This is a genomic window from Streptomyces sp. NPDC059668 (genome assembly GCF_042734135.1).
GTDB lineage: Bacteria > Actinomycetota > Actinomycetes > Streptomycetales > Streptomycetaceae > Streptomyces.
On record NZ_JBHWEL010000065.1, the window covers coordinates 2,607 to 24,333 of the forward strand.

Here is a 21,727-nt window from a genome sequence, read left to right on the forward strand (position 1 = left end):
CGCGCGCCCGCCCCCGCCCCCGGCCGCGCCCCCCCGCGCGCGCGGCGCGGCGCGCGCGCCCGGGGGCGGCGCCCCCCCCCCCCGGCGTCCGCGCGACGTGGGCCGCCTCGGCGGCGGCCGTGTGGTCGGTGACGGTTCCGGCCGTCACCCCGCGGCTGCCGCCCGACGGCCCCGTCCCGCTGTGCGGGCCCCGCGAGCGGTGCTCGACGTCACCCTCGTGCCCCGACGGGCGACTTGCCCCCGTGCCGTGTCCCGGCACGGGCCGCGCACCCGCGGGGGTGGTCCGGTACCGGTCTCAGTTCCACGGGTCGAAGGGGATCCCGGCGGGCTTGGAGGCGTTCAGGAGATTACGGAAGCGGTCGTCCTTGTCCGTGGTCTTGATGGTGGCCGACCCGAAGTCCGCGTTCATCAGCCGGTCCCGCAGGGAGATGCTGGGCCAGCCGTTCCAGTCCACGAGGGAGGGGTAACGCCAGTTGTGGTAGTGGTTCTCCGGAGGCTCGTCGTTGTTGTTGGCGAGTCGGAAGAAGTGCGTGCCCAGGCCGTCCTTGTGGTAGACGATCTTGGGGTGCGAGCCGTCGAACCGGACCTCTGAACGCGCGTAGGTCTTCTGGCTGGAGTGCTGGGTGGTCGAGACGTACTCCACCTGGTTGGACGCCTGGTTGATCCAGGAGATCACGTGCTCGAAGTCGTGACGGTGTCCTCCGAGACCGCTGCCGGCCACCGCCTGGTCCTTCTCGAAGTAGCTGGCGTACACGACGGCACACCATCCGTTGTTGCACTTCGAGCGGGCGTAGGTCTGCGTCCGGTCGAGGTCGGACTGGTCACGGCAGTTGCCGTTGACGGCACCCGTGGTGTTCAGACCGGGGTTGAGCGTCCCGTCGGGAGCGATGGCGGCGACGGGGTAGCAGCCGTCACCGTCGTAGTCGTACGCGGGCGAGAACGACGACTCGTAACCTCCGGCGTTCTGCGGGAGGTTCGGCAGGTTGTCCGCCTGGGCCACCGCCGAGGGGAGCGCGACGGTCAGGACGGTGGCGCCGAACAGTACCCCGAACCAGGACGCCTTCCGCTTGAGGCGTCCGGGAGCCGGTCGGCGTGCTCCGGGTGATGACAGGTTTCTCATTTCCGCCCTCTCGAAGAACTCGGTAACCGTTCGCTGCGGCATCGCTTCACAGCAAGATCACTCCTGCCCCCATAAGAGGTGATCCCCATGTCCCACAGACGAGTAATCTGTAATGTACAGGCCAAGTTTTCAAGAGCATTCGGAAACAACGGCTTTACTGCGGACCCTTTTGCCGGGAAACCGGGAAAAACGCGCCGCATGCGCCACGGCGCCTCAACCACCTTGCGGGTGACGGAAGTTACCAGATCCCGCACACAGGGCCGTCAAGCGGACGACATCGGCCGGACGCGGGCGGACGAACGCACCCGAGTCCGGCCGGTGGCCGCCCGTCGTCACGAGTTCGGGCAGCCACCGGACTGCGAACTCCGGCGCGAAGGCGCCGATTTCGCCGAACCTGCCGTCATCCGGCACCTCGCCATATCCGACACCTCGTCATATCGGGTACGTCGCCTATCGGATACGTCGTCGTATCGGGCCGTTTCCGGGGTGCGCCGGTCCCGGCCGGCCCGGGCCGAGGGCATCCGGCCCCACGACGGCCACGAGGAATCCGCGGGTCGGTGCGGGGCCGACGTCACAGGTCCTGGACTCCGGCGATCCGGCCGCCGCGGTCGGCGTTCCTGGCACGTGCGGTGCGCAGCCACTGGGCGGCGAGGGCGAGGGCGCTGAAGGCGATGACGGCCGCGCTGTAGACGACCGAGGTGTCGTGCAGGCCCACGTTCGTGGCGGCGAACCCGGCGACCACGGCCGGGATGCTGAAAGCGAGGTAGGAGATCACGAACGCGACCGCGAACAGCTCGCCCCGCTCGGCCGGTTCGGCGATCCGGGCCAGCGTGCCGAAGCTGGCCAGTGCCGACCCGCCGAAACCGACTCCCGCGATGGCGGTGCCGACGGCGGCCATCGTGAGCGAGTGCTCCTGCACCCCGGTCAGGCCGACCGCCGTCCCGGCGAGCAGCAGGACGGCCGCGAGGGCGAGGGTGCGCTCGGTGGGCCAGCCGCGCAACGCGAAGACGGTGATCGAGGCGGGTCCGCAGAGCAGAGTGACCACGAGGCCGCCGATGACATGGCTGGACAGGCCGAACAGGTTGGCCGCCACGGACGGACCGAGCGAGAGGTACAGCCCGCCGAGGGCCCAGCTCGCCACCAGGATCGGCACGAGGGCGATCAGGTCGGAGCGCAGTCGCGGAGCGACACCCAGACGCGGCCGCAGCGAGCGCGCGGCACCCGGCCGCCGCTGCGCCGTCTCGGGCAGCAGGGCGACGAGCAGACCGGCGAGGACCACGCCGGCGAGCAGCAGTACGTAGACGAACCGGGTCGGGTGCGGCCCGTACTGCGCCAGGACGCCGCAGCCGAGGGCGCCCAGGCCGAGTCCGAAGGTCGGGGCGGCGCCGGTGATGACACCGGCGCGATGCGGTGCGTGGGGCGGGTTGAGATCGACGAGTGTCGCACCGAGTGTCGTCATGGCCGCACCGGTGGCGACGCCCTGCACGAAGCGGGCGGTCAGGAGGACGGACACGTCGCCGGCGACGATGAACAGGACCATCGCCACCGCTTCGAGGGCGATGGCCGTGGCCAGGACGGGGCGGCGGCCGATGTGGTCGGACAGCGCCCCGAGCACGAGGAGCGCGGCGATCATGCCCACCACGTACACCGCGAACACGGTGGTGAGCGTGGTGGCCGAGAAGCTCCATTCCTGCTGGTAGATGACGTAGAGCGGCGACGGCGCGCTGGAGGCGGCCATGAAGAGGATGAAGACGGCGGCGATGGAGGCGAAGGCCACCGGGCGGCTCAGCCCGCGCCGCGCGGGGCCGCCCGCGGGCTCGGCCAGGACTCGGGCCGCCGGCGTGCTCTTCGGCGGGGTGCTCGTGTAACGCGTGGGTGCGTCAGACATGCGGCGCTCTCTCCCAATGCAGTGATCGTTGCGTTAACTACCGTAGCCCTAACGCAGCGATGAGTGCGATAATTTCCGCATGACCGAAGCAACAGCCCAAGCCCGTCCCGGCGGCCGCTCCGCGAAGGTGCGCGCGGCCGTTCACCGCGCGGTCGAGGAACTGGTCGCCGAAGAGCCGGCCGAGGCCCTGACCATTCCCGTCATCGCGGCGCGCGCCGGTGTGCACGCGACCACCGTGTACCGGCGCTGGGGTTCGGTGGCGCAGCTCCTGAACGATGTCGCCACCAGCCGGTTCAGTGGCGACGTGGTGGTTCCGGACACCGGTTCGCTCTCCGGCGACCTGGAGCGCTGGGTGGGCGACGTGGCCACCGACCTCGCCGACCCCGACGTCCTCGCCCTGATGCGGGCGACCATCGGCTCGGGTCCGGACGGCGGGTGCGCCTGCACGGCCGACCGGCACGCACAGCTCGGCGCGATCATCGAGCGGGAGCGGGCTCGCGGCGGCGAGGTGCCGAGTGTGGGCAGGGCCGTCGACACGCTGCTCGGCCCGCTGTACTACCGCGCGATCTTCAGCGGGGAGCCCGCGTCCGGCGAGTGGGCGCGGGGCCTGGTGCGGACGCTGCTCGCGACGATCCGGTGCGAACTTCCCGTCGGTCGGAGCACACCCGGCTGACAGGGTGACCGGGGGTGTCCGGGGTCGGCCGCACAGCCCCCGCGCCCGCACCCCTGCCCGCACCCGCGTCAGGACACCCCCGGCGGCCGGCCTTGGCCACCGTCAGAGGTCGACCCTCGTCCCCCACCCGGCGGCCGAGGCGACGGCATGGACGACATGAGCGGCGGCCACGTCCAGAGCAGCGTGCCCGGTGGACTTGAACACGGTCAGTTCCTCCGCGCTCCGCCGTCCGGGACTGTCCCCGGAGAGCACGCGGCCCAGCAGGGTGACCGTCCGCCCCTCGGGCAGACCCTGCAACTCGTGCGCCCCGGCCGGGGGTTCGGCGGTGGCCGCGCCCGCCCACTCGGCGAAGAGGGCCGCGTCCCGCAGGGTCGCGGTGTCCAGTTCGGGACCGTGCGAACCGCCGACCGAGCTGATGTGGGTGCCGGGCGCGAGCCAGTCGCGGCGCACCACCGGCCGGGTGGCACCGGTGCAGCAGAAGACGACGCCCGCCGCGCGGACCGCCGCCTCGACACCCGTGGCCACCCGCCCCTCGGGATGGAGATCGGCGGTGAGCCGGGCCCGTCCGGGATCACGGCCCGCCACGACGACGGGCGCGGCGGGATCGAGCGCCGCGAGCAGGGCGACCTGGGCGCGGGCCTGGGCGCCGGTGCCGATCACGGTGGCCGGGCCGGCCGCTTCCGCGGCCGCCAGGGCGCGGGCGCTCAGCGTGGCGGCGGCCGCCGTCCGGATGCCGGTGAGGGACTCGGCGTCCATGAGGGCGAGCGGGCGGCCGTCGTCGGCGTCGAAGAGGGCCACCATCCCGCGGTGCGCGCTGCGGCCGGGGCGGTCGGGATCACCGAACACGGAGACGAGTTTGGCCGCGAGGCCGAGCCCCGGAACGTATCCGGGCATGGCGCCCAGCAGTCCGCTCGCGGTGCGCGCGGCGATCCTCGGCGGGGCCGACACCTCCTCCCGGCCGATGGCGACGAGCGCGGTGGCCACCGCCTCCATGACGCGAGCGGGGTCGAGGGCGGCTCGGGTCCGGGACCGGTCGAGGACGAGGACCCCGGTCATACCGGTACCTCCGCCGTCACGGTCGCGGACCCGGTGGAGGACAGCAGGCGCCCCAGCTCCTCGGTGGCCTCGCGCAGCCGTTGTTTCAGGAACAGCAGTCGTGCCGCGTCGATCTCCGCGTCGAGGCCCACCACGGTGAGGGCGCAGAGAGGGGCTCCCTGGTCCACGAGCACCGCACGGCTCAGTGAGGCGACGGGCTTCTCGTTGCGGCCGTGCTCGACGGCGAACCCGGACCGCCGGGTGCGTTCGATCTCGGCCATCAGTCCTTCGGGACCGTCGAGCGGGTGTCCCGCCTCCTCGGCCGGACGGAGATAGGGGCCGCGTGCCTCCGGTCCGAGCGCGGCGACCAGGGCCAGGGGGCCGGCGAACCGGTGGACGGGCAGCGCCTCGCCGAGCAGGCGCGTGATCATGCCGAGGCGCTCGGGGCGTACCACGTCGACGACCCGGGAGCGGTCCTCCTCGAGAACCTGGAGGTTGACCATCATCTCCGTGGCCTCGGACAGGCCGAGCAGCACCGGCCGGGCCAGGGCGGCGAGGGAGTGGCGCGCGGCGGCGGAGGACAGTTGCAGGACCGCCGTGCCGGGCAGATAGCGGTCGCCGGCGCGCAGCACCCAGCCGCGGCGGACGAGATCCAGCAGGATCCGGTAGGCGGTCGCCCGGTGCAGGTCCACGGCCTCGGCCAGGTCGGTGAGACGCGGCGGCCGGGGCGAGCGGGCCACGGCCTCGACCAGGTCCAGCGCCTTGTCCACCGCCGTGCGGGGGGCTTCGGGCATGGGGAGCACTCCTTGTGGCATCGGGTCCCGGCGTGGCATCGGATCTCCGCGGACCCCGGGTCCTTGCGGAAGCGGGTCAGGGCGGGGGTACAGTGCCGAATGTTTCCAGTGACGATACGACTGTTGCGCTGAGCGTAACAGTCCTGTTGAGAGGTGAAGATGGCGGACGAAAGCGCGGGCGCGCCGACCCCCTACGCCCCCGCGGCGCCGGGCACGGTCGCGGTCTACCGCGGCGCAACCCTGTTCGACGGCACCGGCGGCCCCCTCCGGCCCTCGACGACGATCGTCACCGACGGCCCGGTCATCCGCGCCGTCGGCGAGGACCGCGTGGTCGCCGCCGATCTGCCCGCCGACGCCGAGGTCTTCGATCTCGACGGGCGCTTCGTCGTGCCGGGGCTGATCGACTCCCACCAGCACCTCGCCACCCCGCCCGACCGGCCCGCCGCCGAGGCGGTGCTGCGCCGGCTCGCGTTCGGCGGCGTCACCGCCGTCCGCGACATGGCCGACGACCTGCGCCAGGTGGGCGACCTCGCCCGGGCCACCCTGGTCGGCGAGATCCCCGGCCCGGACATCCGGTACGCCGCGCTGATGGCGGGACCGGGGTTCTTCGACGATCCGCGCACCCACCAGGTCACCCGGGGCGGGACGCCGGGCGAGGTGCCGTGGATGCAGGCGATCACCGCCGACACTGACCTTCCGCTGGCCGTGGCGATGGCGCGCGGGACCCACGCCTCCGCCATCAAGATCTACGCGGACCTGGACCGCGACACCGTCGCCGCCGTCACGGCCGAGGCGCACCGCCAGGGCATCCACGTCTGGGCCCACGCCACGGTCTTCCCGGCGACACCGGGTGACCTCGTCGCGGCCGGCGCCGACAGCCTCTCGCACGTCACCCTGCTTCCGTTCGAGGCCGTCGAGGATCGGCTGATCAGCTACCGGGACAAGCCGGCCGTCGACCACGCCCGGTTCACCTCGGGGGACGAACCGCGGCTGACCGCGCTCTTCACGCGGATGAGGGAGCGCGGCACGGTCCTGGACGCGACCGCCGGAATGTGGCTGAGCGATCTCCTGGCCGGTGACACCCCCGAGTCCGCCGCCCGGGCGCGGGCCAACGTGGAGCTCGCGGCGGCCCTCACCGCCCAGGCCCACCGGGCGGGCGTGGCGATCTCGACCGGAACGGACTACGAGACCGACCCCGAAGCCCCCTTCCCTGCCCTCTACGAGGAACTCGACTTCCTGGTCCGCCGCTGCGGCATCCCGGCCGACCAGGTGCTCCACTCGGCGACGCTCGTGGGCGCGCGGAGCGCGGGCGCGGAGGACGTCATGGGCAGCGTCGAGGCGGGCAAGCTCGCCAACTTCGCGGTCCTGGACGAAAATCCCCTGCACGACGTGGGAAATCTGCGGAGCATCACACTCACCGTCAAGCGTGGACGCCGTTTCGAGCGCGCCGAGTTCGGGCGCACCGACCCCGAGGGACCCCGATGACCGACACCCCGATGATCATCAGCGCGCTCGGGCAGCTGGACAACCCCAACGCGCCCGCCTCGGTGGACGCCGCCGCCCAGCTGAACCCGTCCAGCGAGCAACTCACCATCGACGCACGCACTCTGGCCGACGCCCACGCCTCGGGGCTGACGGCGGTCAACATCACCCTCGGCTACACGATGGGTGATCTGCCTCCGTACGAGCACACCCTCCACGAGATCGCCGTGTGGGACGCGCTCGTCCGGGACCATTCCGCCGACCTCACCAAGGTCCTCACGGCCGCCGACATCCGCCGGGCCCGCGCCGAGGGCAGGATCGGCATCATCTACGGCTTCCAGAACGCCGTGGCCGTGGGCGACGACACCGGGCGGATCGCGACCTTCGCCGACCTCGGCGTGCGCGTCGTCCAACTCACCTACAACCAGGCCAATCACATCGGCGACGGCTCGATGGCACCGGAGAACCGGGGCCTGAGCGACTTCGGGCACCGGGTCGTCGACGCGCTGAACGAGCGGCACGTCATGGTCGACCTCTCCCACAGCGGGGAGCGCACCTGCCTGGACGCCGCCGCGTACTCACGACAGCCCGTCTCCGTCAACCACACCGGCTGCCGCGCGCTCGCCGATCTGCCCCGCAACAAGACCGACGAGGAACTGCGTCTGGTCGCCTCCCGCGGCGGGTTCGTGGGCATCTACTTCATGCCCTTCCTCTCGTTGTCCGGCCATGCCCGCGCCGAGGACGTCGTCGACCACATCGTGCACGCCGTGAACGTGTGCGGCGAGGACCACGTGGGCATCGGCACCGACGGAACGGTCACCTCCATCGACGACCTGGACACCTACCGTGCCCACCTCGCCGAGCACGTCGCCCTGCGCCGCGAGGCCGGCGTCGGCGCGGCCGGCGAGCGCGACGACACCCTGCCCTTCGTCATCGACCTGCGGGGCGTGAACCAGTTCCGGGAGCTGATCCGTCTGCTGGAGGCCCGGGGATACGGTTCGCGGCGCATCGAGAAGATTCTCGGCACGAACTTCCTCGACTACGCCGAGCGCGTCTGGACGCCGCCGGCCGCCTCGTCCAGCTCGCCCATTTAATCCCCTTCTTCCGCTCGTGAACAGGAGGTTCAGGGCCTCCGCCATGGTGGGGTGGGTGATCGTGCCCCTGGTCACCTGACACCCGCCCGCTCCGGGCACCGTGGGCGACCTGTTCAGCGGCGGCCACCGGGTGAGGCCCACCCCGCACGACGGACCACCGGCCGTCACAGGTCGCTCTGCACCACACCCCGAGTGGAGAACGTGACGGGTTCACCCGGCATGAAGTCCCCGGGCGGTATGCCGGGGTGATGACCGTCGGGTGGCGAGGGCTGTTCGGCGCGTGGACCGAGCGCCAGCCGGGAGACTATGCGGTACCGGTCGCCCCGGTAGATCGAGTGCACGTACTCCACCGGCCGGCCGCGGGTGTCCGAGGTGAGACGCTCGAAGAGGAGCGCCGGTGACAGCTCCGGAACGTCCAGCAGGTCCGCCTCACCGCGGGTCACCACCGTGGGCTCGATCGCCTGCACCGCCTCGCTGACCTCGACTCCGTGGCGTTCCTTCAGGTGCTGGTACAGGTCCCCGTTCTCCAGCTCGTGCTGGGTGAGGTCCGGCGCCAGGTCCGCCGGGACGTGGAGGTACTCGATGGCCATGGGCGACCCGTCGACGAGCCTCAGACGTGCCACGTAGCGGATCTCCGCCGCGGGCGAGACGCGCAGCTTGCGGCCCACCCGCGCACCGGCCCGCTGCGTGCTGAATTCGAGGAGCCGGCTGGTCCAGGTGCCCGAGGCCGGAGGAAGGCTGAAGGTCCTCCGGTCCGGTACCAGTTCCTGAGTGATCTTCTCCCCCGCCACGAACATGCCGCGGCCGTGTTCGCGCACGAGCAGCCCCGCGACGACGAGTTGGTCCACCGCGGCCCGCAACGTGGGCCTGGACACGCCGAGTTCGGCGCACAGCGCGCGCTCGGAGGGAATCGCGTCGCCCGGGCGACGCTCCTCTATCAGTTCGAGGACGGCGTCGCGCACCTTCTCGCGCTTGAGCAGCGCGCGGGAGGCGGCCGGGTCGATCTCCATGCGGGACTCTCGATCGTCGTGGGGACGGGTAACTGGTATGGCCCTGACCATAACTGGTCCGCTGGTAAGTGGTCCCGCGTCACTCCGCGGAGGCCGAAGGAGCCGATTGCTCGCACACCGCATCACCAAGTCTCTTACAGGATAGGGGGGTTGACGCGCGCATTGGTCTATGCCACCTTCAACCGACGCCAACTGGTAAACCCGGATGGTCAACTGGTCAAGCACGGTGTGCCGTCCGCCGTCGGGTCCCCCGGAGGCGAGTCGCCGAGTACCACCCGCTCCCCCCTGTCCGGCACCACATCGCTGAGCGCCGGACGCACCGCACGCTCCTCGCCCCGGCGACCCTGACGGCCGTCCTCCCCTGGCCCTCCCGCGCGCAGCGGGAGTCCCCCCGAAAGGAACCCCCGGATGAGAACCCGTCCCCCCGCCGGCCGCCGCCGTGTGGCCCTGGCACTGTCAGCTCTGCTGGGCAGCACGGCCCTGGCCGCCCTTCCCATGACCGCGACCGCGTCCGCCGCGGCCGACGGCGTCGCCGTCCAGTACCGCACCAGTGCGAGCGGTGCCACCGCCGATCAGAGCGAGCCCTGGTTCAAGGTACGCAACACCGGTGCTTCCACTGTCCAGTTGAGCCAGGTGAAGATCCGCTACTACTTCAAGGCGGATTCGGCGAGCGCCTCGTACCGCTTCGCCTGTTCCTGGGCGGTCAAGGGGTGTGCCAACATCACGGGCACGTTCGGGGTACTGGGGCATCCCACCGCCACCGCGGACCGCTATCTGGAGATCGGCTTCACCTCGGGGGCCGGATCACTGGCCCCCGGCGCCGACACCAGCGACATGCAACTCCGCTTCTACCAGTCCAACTGGCAGACCCTGAACCAGGCGGACGACTACTCCTTCAACCCCTCCCAGACCTCCTACGCGGACTGGAGCAAGGTCACCGCCCAGCTCGCCGGCACCACCGTGTGGGGCACGGCGCCCGCGGGCAACGACCCGACCGACCCCACGGACCCCACCGATCCGACCGACCCGCCCGGTGGAGGCCAGAGTCTGTTCGACGACTTCACCTACGCGTCGTCCACCGACCCCGGCCTCGCCACCCACGGCTGGAACGTCCGCTCCAACTCCGGTGGCCCCGGGGTTCCCGGCGCCACCTGGGACCCGTCCAAGGTCACCTTCCCCACGGTGTCCGGCAACACGGTGATGAACCTGGAGACCTCCACGGCGGGCACCGCGGAGTCCACGAGGCAGACCGAAGTCGTCTCCAGGAGCACGAAGTTCAAGAACGGCACGTACGCGGCCCGGGTGAAGTTCTCCGACACCCCCAAGTCCGGGCCCGACGGCGATCACCTCGTGCAGACCTTCTTCACCATCAACGACCTCAAGGCCCCGATGGCCGACGACTACTCCGAGTACGACTTCGAGTACCTGCCCAACGGCGGCTGGGGCGAGAGCGGCAACATCCTCTACACCACGTCCTGGGAGACGTACAACCCGGACCCCTGGCAGGCCGTCAACCAGCACACCGAGGGCCGCCAGAGTTACAGCGGATGGCACGACCTGGTGCTCACCATCGACAACAGCAGCATCAAGTACTACATCGACGGGCAGCTCTTCGGCACCCACGACGCCCAGTACCTGCCCGAGCGTCCGATGTCGATCAACTTCAACCAGTGGCTGATCGACCTCGCGGGACAGACCTCGACCACGGCCCGCGCCTACGACGAGCAGGTCGACTACGTACTGCATGTCAAGGACCAGGTCCTCAGCCCGGCCCAGGTGGCCACGAAGGTGGCCGCGTACCGCACCGCCGGGACGAAATTCGTGGACGAGGTCCCGGCCTCCTGACAGAACGCGCCCCGACGCCGGCCTCCCCGACCCGACAATGCGCCACATCGTCACCGAGGGGAGGCCGGCGTCGCGCGTGCGGCCTCGGGACACCTCCGGCGCGGCGACGGGGGTCGGGGCCCGGGTACGCACAGTTCGAGCCATCCTCGCCGCCGCTCCGCCACGGGACCTCACCTCGCGGTCCAAGAATCCTTTCTTCCGCCCCCGGCCCAGGTCAGGGGGCGTAGCGATCCCGGAAGGCCGTCGGCACGGTACGCGCCCGGGCTGGCCGGATCGCGGTCCCTTCCCCCACTGATTGTCAGTGGCGTGCACGAGGGTGCCCTCCGCGGTCCACACCCCCGCCGTGCCGAAGGAGACCGATGCAGCCGACGCCGCGCGCAATCCACCGTTCGGGCCACAGGGGCACCGTCGTCCCCTTGACGAGTGAATCGAACGGGCCGGCACCGGGCGATCGGGCCGACCGCACTTGGCCCGGCGGCCAGGATGCGAACTTTCGTCCGATCGTTCGCTCCGTGCACCCCGTATCGGTCCTGTGATCAGGGCAGTTGTCCGGATTGCAGCAACCGCTTCCGCTACCGAGGAGAATCCCGTGAATCCCGTACTCGTACTCGCCGCCCTCCGGTCCGCGTTCGAAAATCCTCCTGCCCGGACCGTCTCGCCGGCCGCGCTGCGGCGCCCGGTCGACGTGCGCCGCGCTCTGTTCGTCTCCGCGTCACGACCGTCGTCGAGGTGGGGTGCGTGACCGACTCGACCATGCCCGCGCCGGCCCTGCTCACCTGGGCCGGCCGAGAACTCGGTGTCCGCGTCACCGTCATGGCGGACGCCCCGCACCCGCGCCGGACCTCCCGCGACAACTCCCCCGGAAACCCCCGTGTCTGGGTCCTCCGCCGCCCCGACGGTGCCCGGTTCCACCTGAAGGTCTCGTCCCGGCCCCTCGCGTACGAAAGGGAGACCCTCGCCCTGCGCCACGCGGTCCCGGCCCTCGGAGCCGGCCGCGCGCCGCAGCTGCGCGCCTCGAACGCCGAGCACCTGGCCCTGTTGCTGACCACCGTCCCGGGCCGTCCGCTCCGGCAGCTGACCGTGTCCCCCGCCAAGGAGGCCCGGGCGCACCGCCAAGGCGGAGTCCTGCTGGCCCGGCTGCACGCGGCCGGTGACCTGTCCGGGCCCCGGCGCTCGGAGGCCGAGCAGGCCCTGCGGGCCGTGGCGGACGACGCCGGCCTGCTGCTGCGGCGGGCCGGCGACCGGATCACCTCCGCGGAGCACGGGTACGTGCGCGATCTGACCGACCGGCTGCGTCTCCTTCCACCCCTGCCGCTCGCGTTCATCCACGGTGCCGCCGGCCCCCGCAACCTTGTGTGGTCCCGGTCGACGGAGCAGGCAGGCTGGACCGGGTTCGAGCGAGCCCGGTTCGCCCCGGCGGTGCAGGACTTCGTACCGATGAGCTGCGGGATCTGGGCGGACCGGCCCGACCTGCGGGCCGCGTGCTTCCAGGGATACGGCCGCGTCCTCGTTCCCGAGGAGCGGCACGCCCTGAAGGCTCTGGCCGCTCTCGACGCGTTGAACTGTCTGGTCCGGGGCCCCGCGCTCGACGATCACGAGGTCACCGCGCGGGGACGGCGCACCCTGGACCGGCTCATGGCGGGGGTGTTCGCATGACGACACCCCGTGGCGACAAGGCCGCACCGCCGGTCGCGGAGACGGCGAACGGCCCCGACAGGACGAGCTCCGTCCCCGCGGCACGGGCCGGGACTCCGCGGCCGCCCGCACCGCCCGAACTCGACTACAACGGCCGCAAACACCGGCGTGCCATGGACGACGCGACACTGTGGGACATGGCCCGCCGTATCCCCAGGGCGCTCGCGCAGACGGCCCGGCTGGCCTGGTCCGTCGACCGGCGCATGGCGGCCACGATCGTCGTGTGCCAGCTGCTGTCCGGAGTGGCGACGGCCGTGATGCTCGGCGCCGTCGCCCGGGCCCTGCCGCGGCTGACCGCCTCCGACCCACGGGACGGGCTGGCGCGCGCGTGGCCCGCCCTGGTCGTCGCGATCGTGGCGATGGCCGGCGGCGCGGCCCTGTGGATCCTCGCCGACTGGGCGACCCGGCGGCTCAACCCGAAGATCGCCTCGGCCGCCGATCTCACCCTGGTGGACCTCCATATGCGCGCCGAACTCCGCGCCTACGACACCGAGGGTTTCAGCGACCGCAGCCAGGCGGCGGAGATCGGATCGCTGCGGGCCGTCGACCTCGCCGACGACGCGAAGACCCTCACCAACGGATTTGTCCAGCTGGTCTCCGCGGCGACCGTCCTCACCTCCCTGCACCCGCTGCTCCTGGGCGTGCTCCTGCTCTCCGTGATCCCGCGCGGGACGGGCGGGGTGATCGCGGCGCGTATCGACTACCGCGTCCACGACCGCACGCTCTCCGCCCGCAACGTACGCGGCATGATGCGCTGGTGGCTGACCACCGCGGATCTCGCCGACGAGCTGCGCGCCAACACGATGCGCCCGTACCTGCAGTTCTGGTATCGGACGATGTGCGACCGGGTCGAGGGCCGTGAACTCGAGGGTGCTCGCCCGTACCTGTTCGTGACCCTGCTGGCCGCGTCACTGGCCGGGGTGTTCACCCTCGGCATGTGGGCCTCGCTCGCCGCCCTGGTGCTGGCCGGCGCCATGTCGGCGGCGGTCGCGGGCACGGCGGTCGTGGCCTCGCAGACCGCGGGGCGCGCGCTCAACTCGATCGTGCGGTACGGCGCGGTGATGTTCCACCACGGCCTCTACCTGAACGACTATTACACCTTCGTCGACGAGGTCGGTGCCATGGTCACCGCCCGTGGCACGACACAGGTCGAGGCGCCTGGGCGGATCCGGTTCGAAGGCGCCGGCTACACCTATCCCTCCAAGGACGCACCGGCCCTGCACCCGGTCGATCTCACCCTCAACCGCGGCGAGGTCGTCGCCCTGGTCGGCGAGAACGGCGCCGGCAAGTCCACCCTGATCAGGCTGCTCACCGGACTGACCACGGCCGGCCAGGGCGCCGTCCTGTGGGACGACACCGACCTGGCCACCGCGGACGCGGAATCGGTCTGGCGCCACGTCGGTCTCGTCCCGCAGCGGACCGGGCGCTGGCCCCTCGCCGCCCGGGAGAACATCACCCTCGGCCAGCCGCACGAGGACGGTGACGACCGGATCTGGGCGGTCGCGAACCGGGTCGGCATGGACGACACCCTTCGTGGTCTGCCGGGGCGGCTCGACACCCTGCTGGCCCGGTCCGTGTGGGGCGGCCACGAGCTGTCCGGCGGCCAGTGGCAGCGCCTGGCCTGTGCGCGGGCGATGTACCGGGAGCCGGCCGTCCTCGTCCTGGACGAGCCGACCAGCGAGATGGACGCGCGGGGCGAGCACACGATCTTCCGCGAGCTGCGCGAGATGGCTCCGGACCGCATCACGGTCGTCGTCACGCACCGGCTCGACAACGTGCGGATGGCCGACCGGGTCATCGTGCTCGACCAGGGCCGCATCCGTGAGCAGGGCCGCTTCGACGATCTCGTCGCCACCGAGGGCAGTCTCCTCGGCGAACTGCACGCCCTCGCCCAGGACCGCTGACCCTGGGCCGAGTGGGACACCACGGGGCCGTGCCCTTCCCGGGCACGGCCCCCCTCGCCAACCCGCCGGCCGAGCGCGTCAGGCCCGTTCCCGCGTTGCCTCCGTCTCCCGTTCCCTCCCTCTCCCGCTCCCCTGCTCACGCGGTCACGCGGTCACGCGGCGTCGCGTCCACTCAGTACCGTCTCGCGGAACTCGGCCACCACGGGCCGCAGATCGACCCGGTGCCAGGCCGCCCACAGCCGAACAGACCCCCCGTACCAGGGCAGTTCACGGATCGCGACGCCGTCGGACGTGCCGCGCACCATGCTCTTCTGGATGAGTGCGAGACCGAGGCCGGAGGCGACCAGCCCCAGCGCGGTGAGCGGGTCGGCCGCGTCGAGGCGGATGTCGGGCGTGAAGCCGGAGGCCACGCACGACGCGACGAACGTGTCGCGCCCGGCCGGGTCCGGGGCGTGGCCCACGGCGATCCACGGCTGTCCGTCGAGGGCGTCCGGCGTCAACTCCGGCCGTTCCGTGAGGGGATGTCCGGCGGGCAGCACGAGCAACAGCGGATCCCGCACCAGCGGCGCCGAGTTCAGGTCCGGGTCGTCCTCGGGCGGCGGGGTGCGCACCAGCGCGATGTCCAGGCTGCGCTGACGCAGCCCCTCGAACTGCTCGGCCGACTCCTGGTCGTACAGCGCGACGTGAATGCCCGGGCGCCGGTCACGCAGGGTGCGCAGGGCGGAGGGCAGGATGCCGGTGTGCATCGCGTCGGCCACGTAGCCGATGCACAGGCCGCCCTCCTCCCCGCGGCCGAGCCGTCGGCCGAGGTTCTCCAGCCGGTCGGCGTGGCGCAGCAGGGCCCGCGCCTCGGTCAGGAAGACCCGGCCGTCGGAGGTCAGCCGGATGCGCTGCTGGCTGCGTTCGAAGAGGGTGAGCCCCAGGTTCTTCTCCAGCTGGGCGATCTGCCGGCTGAGGGGTGACTGGGAGATGTGCAGCTGTTCGGCGGCGCGACCGACGTGTTCGGCCTCGGCGACGGCGACGAAATAGCGGAGTTGTCGCAGGTCAAGCATGTAGGACCTCAAAGGACTCAACTATGTCCAAGCAAGTCTTGGACAGTCTTATATAGAGATCCTAACCTCGAACACGTAAGGCCGACGGATCGCCCTCTTCGGGACGAATCCGTCCTTTTCCCCTTCCTGAGGATCTTCCATGAGCATCAAGTCCCTCCTGCCCGGCTCCCTCGGCTTCGGCACCGCGCCGCTCGGCAACATGTTCCGCGCCATCCCGGACGAGGAGGCGGCGGCCACCGTCGAGGCCGCCTGGGACCAGGGCATCCGCTACTTCGACACCGCCCCGTTCTACGGCGCCGGCCTCTCCGAGATCCGGCTCGGCGAGGTGCTGGCCGGCCACCCTCGCGACGAGTTCGTGCTGAGCACCAAGGTCGGCCGCGTCATCCTGGACGAGGTCGAGGACCCGTCCGCCCGTGACCTCGGCGAGAAGGGCGGCCTCTTCGAACACGGCCGTCCGAACAAGATGGTCAACGACTACTCGGCCGACGCCACCCTCCGCTCCATCGACGACAGCCTGCGGCGCCTGCGGACCGACCGTCTCGACATCGTGTGGGTGCACGACGTCGCGCAGGACTTCTACGGAGACGAGTGGCTGGCCGCCTACGAGAGCGCGCGCACCGGCGCCTTCCGCGTCCTTCAGAGGCTCCGCGACGAAGGCGTCATCAAGGCGTGGGGGCTGGGCGTCAACCGGGTGGAACCCCTGGAGCTCACCCTCGACCTGGACGAACCGAAGCCCGACGCCTTCCTCCTCGCGGGCCGTTACACCCTCCTCGACCACGAGCGGGCTCTGCAGCGCCTGCTGCCGGCCGCCGTGGCCCAGGACGTCGACATCGTGGTCGGCGGTCCGTACAGCTCGGGAATCCTCGCCGGAGGGACGCACTTCGAGTACCAGAAGGCGCCGGACCACATCGTCGACAAGGTGGAGCGCATCAAGGCGCTGGCCGGGCGGCACGGGGTGGGCGTGAAGTCCGCGGCGCTGCAGTTCTCCCTCGCCCATCCGGCGACGACGGCCGCGATCCCCGGCGCCACCAAGCCCGGCCGTATCGCGGAGGACGTCGCCGCGCTCACCGAGAGGATCCCCGCCGCGTTCTGGGCGGATCTGCGCGCGGAGCGGCTGGTGGCCGAGGACGCTCCGGTGCCCGCCGCGGCCTGACGCCCACCCCTCGGCCGCCGGCCGTCCTCATCACCCCCGGCGGGCCTTCCGCACATCAGCCGACATCGTCACCCCCAGCTCAACGGAGACCCCGTGGCCACGACCACCGCATCCCTCGACGTCCCCGCCTCACCCGACCGCGTCTGGCAGCTCATCGGCGGCTTCGGCTCGCTGCCCGACTGGCTTCCGTACATCCCGGCCGGCGAACTCGGTGAGGGCGGACGCGTCCGGAGTCTCACGAACGAGGAAGGAGGCGTGATCGTCGAACGCCTCGAAGCCTTCGACCACCAGGCCCGGACCTACAGTTACTCCATCCTCCAGGCCCCCTTCCCCGTCACCGGTTACCTCTCCACCCTCACGGTGCACGAGACCTCCCGGCAGGACACGGCCCGGGTGGAGTGGTCCGGCAGCTTCACACCGGACGGCATCGGCGACGACGAGGCCGTCGCCCTGTTCCACGGCATCTACACGGACGGTCTGGCCGCGCTGCACCGGACCCTGGTGTCCGCCGCGAGCTGACCCGGGGGCGAGGTCCGTCCGTACCGGCCCCACCGGCCCCACCGGCCCCGGCGCAGGCCGCAGGCCGCAGGCCGCAGGCCGCAGGCCGCAGGCCATTTACAGGATGCGCGCCGCCCGGTGAGGACGTGTCCGGGAAGCCCGCCGTGTTGGAGGTGCGCGGTTCCCTGCGCGCACGGAAGGCCTCCCGGCCACACGGTCCTCCTGCCCAGCCGCGCGTCACCCGCGCACCGGCGGCGACATCTTCACGCAAGAGGCACACGAACGCGGGGGGGGGGGGGGGCGGGGGGGGGCGGGGGGGGCGCCCCCCCCCCCCCCCCGCGGGGCGGGGGGGGGCACCCACAGGGAGCGCGCGCCCCCCGCCCGCGGGCGGGCCCGGGGGTGGGGGGGCGGCGCCCCGCGCCCCCCGCACCACCACCAGGTGGGAGCCGGGGATCTCTACCAGCGGTACCAGCGGCCACGACTGCCGCCTGTTCCGGCGGAGCGCATCACGAAACCGAGCAGCCATACGGCGAGCACGATCACGGCGACAATCCACAGGGCCTTCAAGGCGAAGCCGGCACCGAAGAGGACCAGAGCGAGCAGAAGAACGAGAAGCAGGGGAACCATGGTTATCAACCTCCGCAGCACCGAGTGCCCTGCCGGTACCCGCCCATGCGCCCGAATTTTATTTGTTTCTTATCCCTCGGACCGGCAATAAGGGGCGGTTCCCGACCGCGGGCGGCGTCCGCTTCCCGACCGCGACCGGCGTCCGCTTCCCGGAAGCCGGCCGCGACGACCCGGGCGCCACGGCGTGGCCGGGTGTCACGGCAGGCACCCGGCGTGACGAACCGCCGGCCGATTCTCCGCCCGGGAGGTCTGCGCGGCGGCTCCCGGGGCAGACGGCGTTGGTCGGGGGAGTCGCCTCCGGCCGAACGCCGCCGAAAGGCGCCGATCCGTGGGAGCCCCGATGCCGACCGCCGTGCCGGAAAGACCTGCCGGACTGCCTCGTACCTCATCGGAGAGGGCCGGCTCCGGCAGGTCGGCGGCCATGCCCCGGGGCGTCGGGCGGACCGCTGCACGGATCGCCGCGCTGACGGTGTGTCAGGCCGCGCTGATGGTGGGACTCGGACTCCTGATCACCGGCCCCGCGCATGGTCTGTGGCCGCTGACGGTCGAGGACCGTGTCGACGAGGCCTTCGAACGGGGCCGCACCGGCACACTCACCGGCCTGTCCTTCATCGGCTCGGAGGCCGGCAACACCCTGACGGTCGTCACGCTCACCCTGGCGGCCTGTCTGGTGCTGGTTCTGCTGCCCCGGCTGCCGATGTGGCGGCAGGCGGTCTTCCTCGCCGTCGCGGTCTCCCTCCAGTCGCTGGTCTTCCTGGCCATCACCTTGTCGGTGGACCGCAACCGTCCGGACGTGGACCGTCTGGACGCGTCCCCGCCCACCTCCAGTTACACGTCCGGTCACACCGGCGCCGCCACCGCCCTGTACGCGGGCCTCGCCGTGGTGGTGCTGTCCCGCGGCCGCGGTCCCTGGCGCAGAGTCGTGGGCGTGCTGCTGCTCCTCATACCGTTGCTGGTGGGCGTCGCCCGCCTCTACCGCGGCATGCACCACCCCACGGACGTCGTGGGCGGACTCGTCAACGGCGGCCTGTCCCTGCTGATCGTCGGACGCGCCCTGCTGGCGGACAGGTCCGTGACCGCGCCGCCCCCGGCCGGCTCGCTGCCCGCCGCCGACGGCGCCCGCGCCGAGCGGCACCACGGCACCACGGCCGTGATCCTCAACCCCACCGTGACCGACGAAGCGACCCGGGTCTCCCTGCGACGGGTCCTGGACCACAACGGCCACCGCGCGCCGGTGTTCATCGAGACCACGCGCGACGACCCGGGCGGCGGGCAGACGGCCCGCGCGATCCGTGACGGTGCGACGCTGGTCGTGGTCTGCGGCGGGGACGGAACCGTCCGGGCGGTCGCCGACGCCCTGGCCGGCAGCGGGGTCCCGCTCGCCGTCGTACCGTGCGGCACCGGCAATCTGCTGGCCCGCAACCTCGGCCTGCCGCTCTCCCCCGCCGAGGCGCTGGAGGCCGCGCTGCGCGGTACGTCGCGTCCTCTGGACCTCGGGCACATCGAGGGCGACGACCTCCCCGGCACCCACTTCGCCGCGATGTCCGGGGCCGGACTGGACGCCGCGATGATCGAGCACACGGACGAACGCGCCAAGTCGGCGATGGGGTGGCCCGCGTACCTCCTGGCGGGCATCAGCACCCTGCGCACCCCCCGCATGGGTCTGACGATCCGGCTCGACGACGCGCCCGCCCTCCGCCGTACCGCCCGCATGGTCCTCGTCGCCAATGTCGGCACCGTCCAGGGCGGGTTGACGCTCCTGCCGTCCGCCCGTCCCGACGACGGGCTCCTCGACCTCCTGGTCCTCGACCCGCGGGGACCAGGCGGCTGGATGCGCGCGGTGGGCACGCTGCTGCGCGGCCGGTCCCGGACGCCCCGGCCCGCCACCGTGGACACCCTCGCCACCCAGGACGGCGACCGGAAGGGCGTACCGGTGGAGTTCTTCACCTTCCGGCGCGCCGAACTCGTCTTCGACGCCCCGCAGTCCCGCGAACTCGACGGAGACCCGGTCGGCCCGGGACGCCGCCTCACCGCCGAGGTGAGGCCCGGCGCCCTGACCGTGCTGCTGCCGTCCGGGGAGAAGTGAATGGGTACCGCGACCAGGGTCCCCGAGACCCGTGACATGACCGGCGAGGAACTGTCCGCGGACGAGGCGCTGGCGTCGCTGCGCCGCTACGGCCGCTGGCCGCTGCTGCGCGACTCGTTCATCCGGTTCCGCTACGCCGACGGCTTCAGCCACTCCCGGGCCCTGGCCCTGCAGACGGTGCTGGCCGTGATCCCGCTCGCCATCGCGTTCGTCGGACTCTCCACGGCCCTGCACTCGGAGGACATCGGCAGATTCGCCGAGCTGACGATCCACCGGATCGCCGCGGGCCCGAGCGCCGACGTGGTCGACGACGCGCTGCGGCGCAGCCGGCACACGGCGGGCGACGGCGCGCAGCTCGCCCTCTGGTTCGGCCTGCTCTTCTCCCTGGTCAACGTCACGACGGCGATGTGCCAGATCGAGCGCGGCGCCAACCGGATCTACGGGAACGAACGGGACCGCCCGTTCCACCGCAAGTACCTGCGAGGCCTGGTGATGTCGCTCAGCGCCGGGATCCCGCTGGGGCTGGGGTTCGTCGTCATGGTGGCCGGCGGCGACCTGGCCTCCGCGGCGGTGACGGTGTACGGACTCGACGGCGCGGCCAGGACCGCCTGGGAGATCATGCGGTGGCCGGTCGGTTTCCTGCTCGCACTCATCTCCGCCAGCGCGATCTTCCGCCGCTCGCCCCGCAGGCAGCAGCCCGGATACACCTGGCTGGCCTTCGGCGCGGCCGTCTACCTCGTGCTGTGGACGCTGCTGACCTGGCTGCTGAGCCTGTACCTCGGAGTGAGCGGGTCCTTCGACACGATCTACGGCCCGCTCAGCGCCTTCATGTCGCTGTTGCTCTGGGCCTATCTGACCTCCATCGCCCTGTTCCTCGGACTGGCGTTCGCCGCGCAGCTGGAGGCCTCCCGGGCCCTGCGGCCCGGTCCGATCCACCCCGACCCTGGAGTGTGAATGCCTGTGCGCAAGGTTGCCCTGCGCCTTCGTGACCAGCGGCGCCGGGCGGCAGACCGCAGGTTCGGTGTGCGGCTGCTCGGGTCGGCCGCCGTCGCGGCGGTCGCCGCCGTGCCCTTCGGGCTCCTGCTCGTACTCCTGGAGGGCCACTGGCAGCCCCTCCGCCGGCTGGACGCGGGCACCGCGCGGCGGCTGCACGAGACCGCGCTGGAACACCCCGCCTGGACGAGCACGCTGCGCTTCCTCTCCGACCGGGTGTGGGATCCCGTCACCCTGCGTACGGCCGTCGCGCTGCTCACCGTCTGGCTGGTGTACCGCAGGGCGTGGCGGCTGGCGGCGTGGTCCGCGGTGACGGCCGTGGCCGGCGGCCTGATCGGACTGCTCGTCAAGACGGTGGTCGAGCGGGCCAGGCCGTCCCTGGAGGATCCGGTCGCGCACGCCCCGGGATTCTCGTTCCCGTCGGGGCACGCGATGACGGCCACCACCTCGTTCGCGGTGCTGCTGCTCGTCCTGCTCCCCCTGGTCCCGCGCGCCTGGCGGCCGCTGGGCTGGTGCCTCGCCGTCGTCTCGGTGCTCGGTGTCGGCTTCACCCGCGTCGCGCTCGGCGTGCACTGGTTCAGTGACGTGGTGGGCGGCTGGCTGCTGGGGCTCGCGGTCGTCGCCCTGACGGCCTGGGCCTTCGAGGCGTGGCGCGTCGACTCCGGGCGCGGGCACACCGTGCTGACCGGTGGTCTGGAGCCGGAACTCACCGGCGCCCACCCGGAACCGGGGCCGGCCGGCCGGGAGGTGTCCCACTGAGACGGGGTGGGTGCCGGGG

General features: G+C 72.1%; 18 protein-coding genes. 11 read left to right on the forward strand and 7 right to left on the reverse strand.

Annotated features, from left to right (window positions below; genetic code table 11):
• Window positions 1–295: 295 nt before the first annotated feature.
• Together ACFV2J_RS33030 and ACFV2J_RS33035 are read right to left on the reverse strand one after the other, a co-directional pair.
• The gene (locus ACFV2J_RS33030; RefSeq protein ID WP_385097789.1) at window positions 296–1,120 is read right to left on the reverse strand and encodes an NPP1 family protein; all 825 of its coding nucleotides are present in this window, start codon (window positions 1,118–1,120) and stop codon (window positions 296–298) included.
• Between the two features lie 571 nt (window positions 1,121–1,691).
• On the reverse strand, window positions 1,692–3,008 hold the full coding sequence (locus tag ACFV2J_RS33035; RefSeq protein ID WP_385442106.1) for an MFS transporter: 1,317 nt from the start codon (window positions 3,006–3,008) through the stop codon (window positions 1,692–1,694).
• 79 nt (window positions 3,009–3,087) lie between these two features.
• Here ACFV2J_RS33035 and ACFV2J_RS33040 point away from each other — a divergent pair, with 79 nt between their 5' ends.
• Window positions 3,088–3,681, forward strand: coding sequence for a TetR/AcrR family transcriptional regulator (locus ACFV2J_RS33040; RefSeq protein WP_385098372.1), 594 nt, complete (start codon window positions 3,088–3,090; stop codon window positions 3,679–3,681).
• 102 nt (window positions 3,682–3,783) lie between these two features.
• Here ACFV2J_RS33040 and ACFV2J_RS33045 read toward each other — a convergent pair whose 3' ends face one another.
• Both ACFV2J_RS33045 and ACFV2J_RS33050 read right to left on the reverse strand, forming a co-directional pair.
• Window positions 3,784–4,737, reverse strand: coding sequence for an ornithine cyclodeaminase family protein (locus tag ACFV2J_RS33045; RefSeq protein WP_385442110.1), 954 nt, complete (start codon window positions 4,735–4,737; stop codon window positions 3,784–3,786).
• Complete coding sequence (locus tag ACFV2J_RS33050) at window positions 4,734–5,510, reverse strand: IclR family transcriptional regulator (RefSeq protein ID WP_385089133.1); 777 nt, start codon at window positions 5,508–5,510, stop codon at window positions 4,734–4,736. The genes ACFV2J_RS33045 and ACFV2J_RS33050 overlap by 4 nt, the downstream gene beginning before the upstream one ends.
• A gap of 159 nt (window positions 5,511–5,669) precedes the next feature.
• Between ACFV2J_RS33050 and ACFV2J_RS33055 the strand changes: the two genes are divergently transcribed.
• Window positions 5,670–6,995 carry an amidohydrolase family protein gene (locus tag ACFV2J_RS33055; RefSeq protein WP_385089135.1) on the forward strand — a complete coding sequence of 442 codons (1,326 nt, stop codon included), beginning with the start codon at window positions 5,670–5,672 and terminating at the stop codon, window positions 6,993–6,995.
• Entirely contained in the window at window positions 6,992–8,086 is a 1,095-nt protein-coding gene (locus tag ACFV2J_RS33060) for a dipeptidase (RefSeq protein ID WP_385089138.1), read from the forward strand. Before ACFV2J_RS33055 ends, ACFV2J_RS33060 begins: the two co-directional genes overlap by 4 nt.
• Before the next feature lie 164 nt (window positions 8,087–8,250).
• On the opposite strand, the gene ACFV2J_RS33065 is transcribed toward ACFV2J_RS33060, so the two are convergent.
• On the reverse strand, window positions 8,251–9,096 hold the full coding sequence (locus tag ACFV2J_RS33065) for a GntR family transcriptional regulator (protein ID WP_385089141.1): 846 nt from the start codon (window positions 9,094–9,096) through the stop codon (window positions 8,251–8,253).
• A gap of 408 nt (window positions 9,097–9,504) precedes the next feature.
• Here ACFV2J_RS33065 and ACFV2J_RS33070 point away from each other — a divergent pair, with 408 nt between their 5' ends.
• From ACFV2J_RS33070 to ACFV2J_RS33080, 3 genes are all read left to right on the forward strand, one after another.
• Entirely contained in the window at window positions 9,505–10,941 is a 1,437-nt protein-coding gene (locus tag ACFV2J_RS33070) for a cellulose binding domain-containing protein (protein ID WP_385089144.1), read from the forward strand.
• 738 nt (window positions 10,942–11,679) lie between these two features.
• Window positions 11,680–12,597 carry a phosphotransferase gene (locus ACFV2J_RS33075; protein WP_385089147.1) on the forward strand — a complete coding sequence of 306 codons (918 nt, stop codon included), beginning with the start codon at window positions 11,680–11,682 and terminating at the stop codon, window positions 12,595–12,597.
• Complete coding sequence (locus ACFV2J_RS33080) at window positions 12,594–14,540, forward strand: ATP-binding cassette domain-containing protein (RefSeq protein WP_385089150.1); 1,947 nt, start codon at window positions 12,594–12,596, stop codon at window positions 14,538–14,540. Before ACFV2J_RS33075 ends, ACFV2J_RS33080 begins: the two co-directional genes overlap by 4 nt.
• Window positions 14,541–14,692: 152 nt before the next feature.
• Here ACFV2J_RS33080 and ACFV2J_RS33085 read toward each other — a convergent pair whose 3' ends face one another.
• The gene (locus tag ACFV2J_RS33085) at window positions 14,693–15,592 is read right to left on the reverse strand and encodes a LysR substrate-binding domain-containing protein (protein ID WP_385089153.1); all 900 of its coding nucleotides are present in this window, start codon (window positions 15,590–15,592) and stop codon (window positions 14,693–14,695) included.
• 139 nt (window positions 15,593–15,731) lie between these two features.
• Here ACFV2J_RS33085 and ACFV2J_RS33090 point away from each other — a divergent pair, with 139 nt between their 5' ends.
• Both ACFV2J_RS33090 and ACFV2J_RS33095 read left to right on the forward strand, forming a co-directional pair.
• Window positions 15,732–16,745: an aldo/keto reductase gene (locus ACFV2J_RS33090; protein ID WP_385089155.1), complete on the forward strand. Its 1,014-nt coding sequence runs from the start codon at window positions 15,732–15,734 to the stop codon at window positions 16,743–16,745.
• Window positions 16,746–16,838: 93 nt separating this feature from the next.
• A complete protein-coding gene (locus ACFV2J_RS33095; protein ID WP_385089157.1) occupies window positions 16,839–17,264 on the forward strand; it encodes an SRPBCC family protein in 426 nt (141 codons plus the stop codon).
• Between the two features lie 435 nt (window positions 17,265–17,699).
• Here ACFV2J_RS33095 and ACFV2J_RS33100 read toward each other — a convergent pair whose 3' ends face one another.
• Window positions 17,700–17,870, reverse strand: coding sequence for a hypothetical protein (locus ACFV2J_RS33100; protein ID WP_054229772.1), 171 nt, complete (start codon window positions 17,868–17,870; stop codon window positions 17,700–17,702).
• A gap of 340 nt (window positions 17,871–18,210) precedes the next feature.
• On the opposite strand from ACFV2J_RS33100, the gene ACFV2J_RS33105 reads away from it, so the two are divergent.
• The 3 genes from ACFV2J_RS33105 to ACFV2J_RS33115 are packed head-to-tail and all read left to right on the forward strand — an operon-like array spanning window position 18,211 to window position 21,708.
• Window positions 18,211–19,956, forward strand: coding sequence for a diacylglycerol kinase family protein (locus ACFV2J_RS33105; protein ID WP_385096932.1), 1,746 nt, complete (start codon window positions 18,211–18,213; stop codon window positions 19,954–19,956).
• Entirely contained in the window at window positions 19,957–20,910 is a 954-nt protein-coding gene (locus ACFV2J_RS33110) for a YihY/virulence factor BrkB family protein (protein WP_385096935.1), read from the forward strand. It begins immediately after the preceding gene.
• Window positions 20,911–21,708, forward strand: coding sequence for a phosphatase PAP2 family protein (locus ACFV2J_RS33115; protein ID WP_385096938.1), 798 nt, complete (start codon window positions 20,911–20,913; stop codon window positions 21,706–21,708).
• Window positions 21,709–21,727 lie beyond the last annotated feature (19 nt).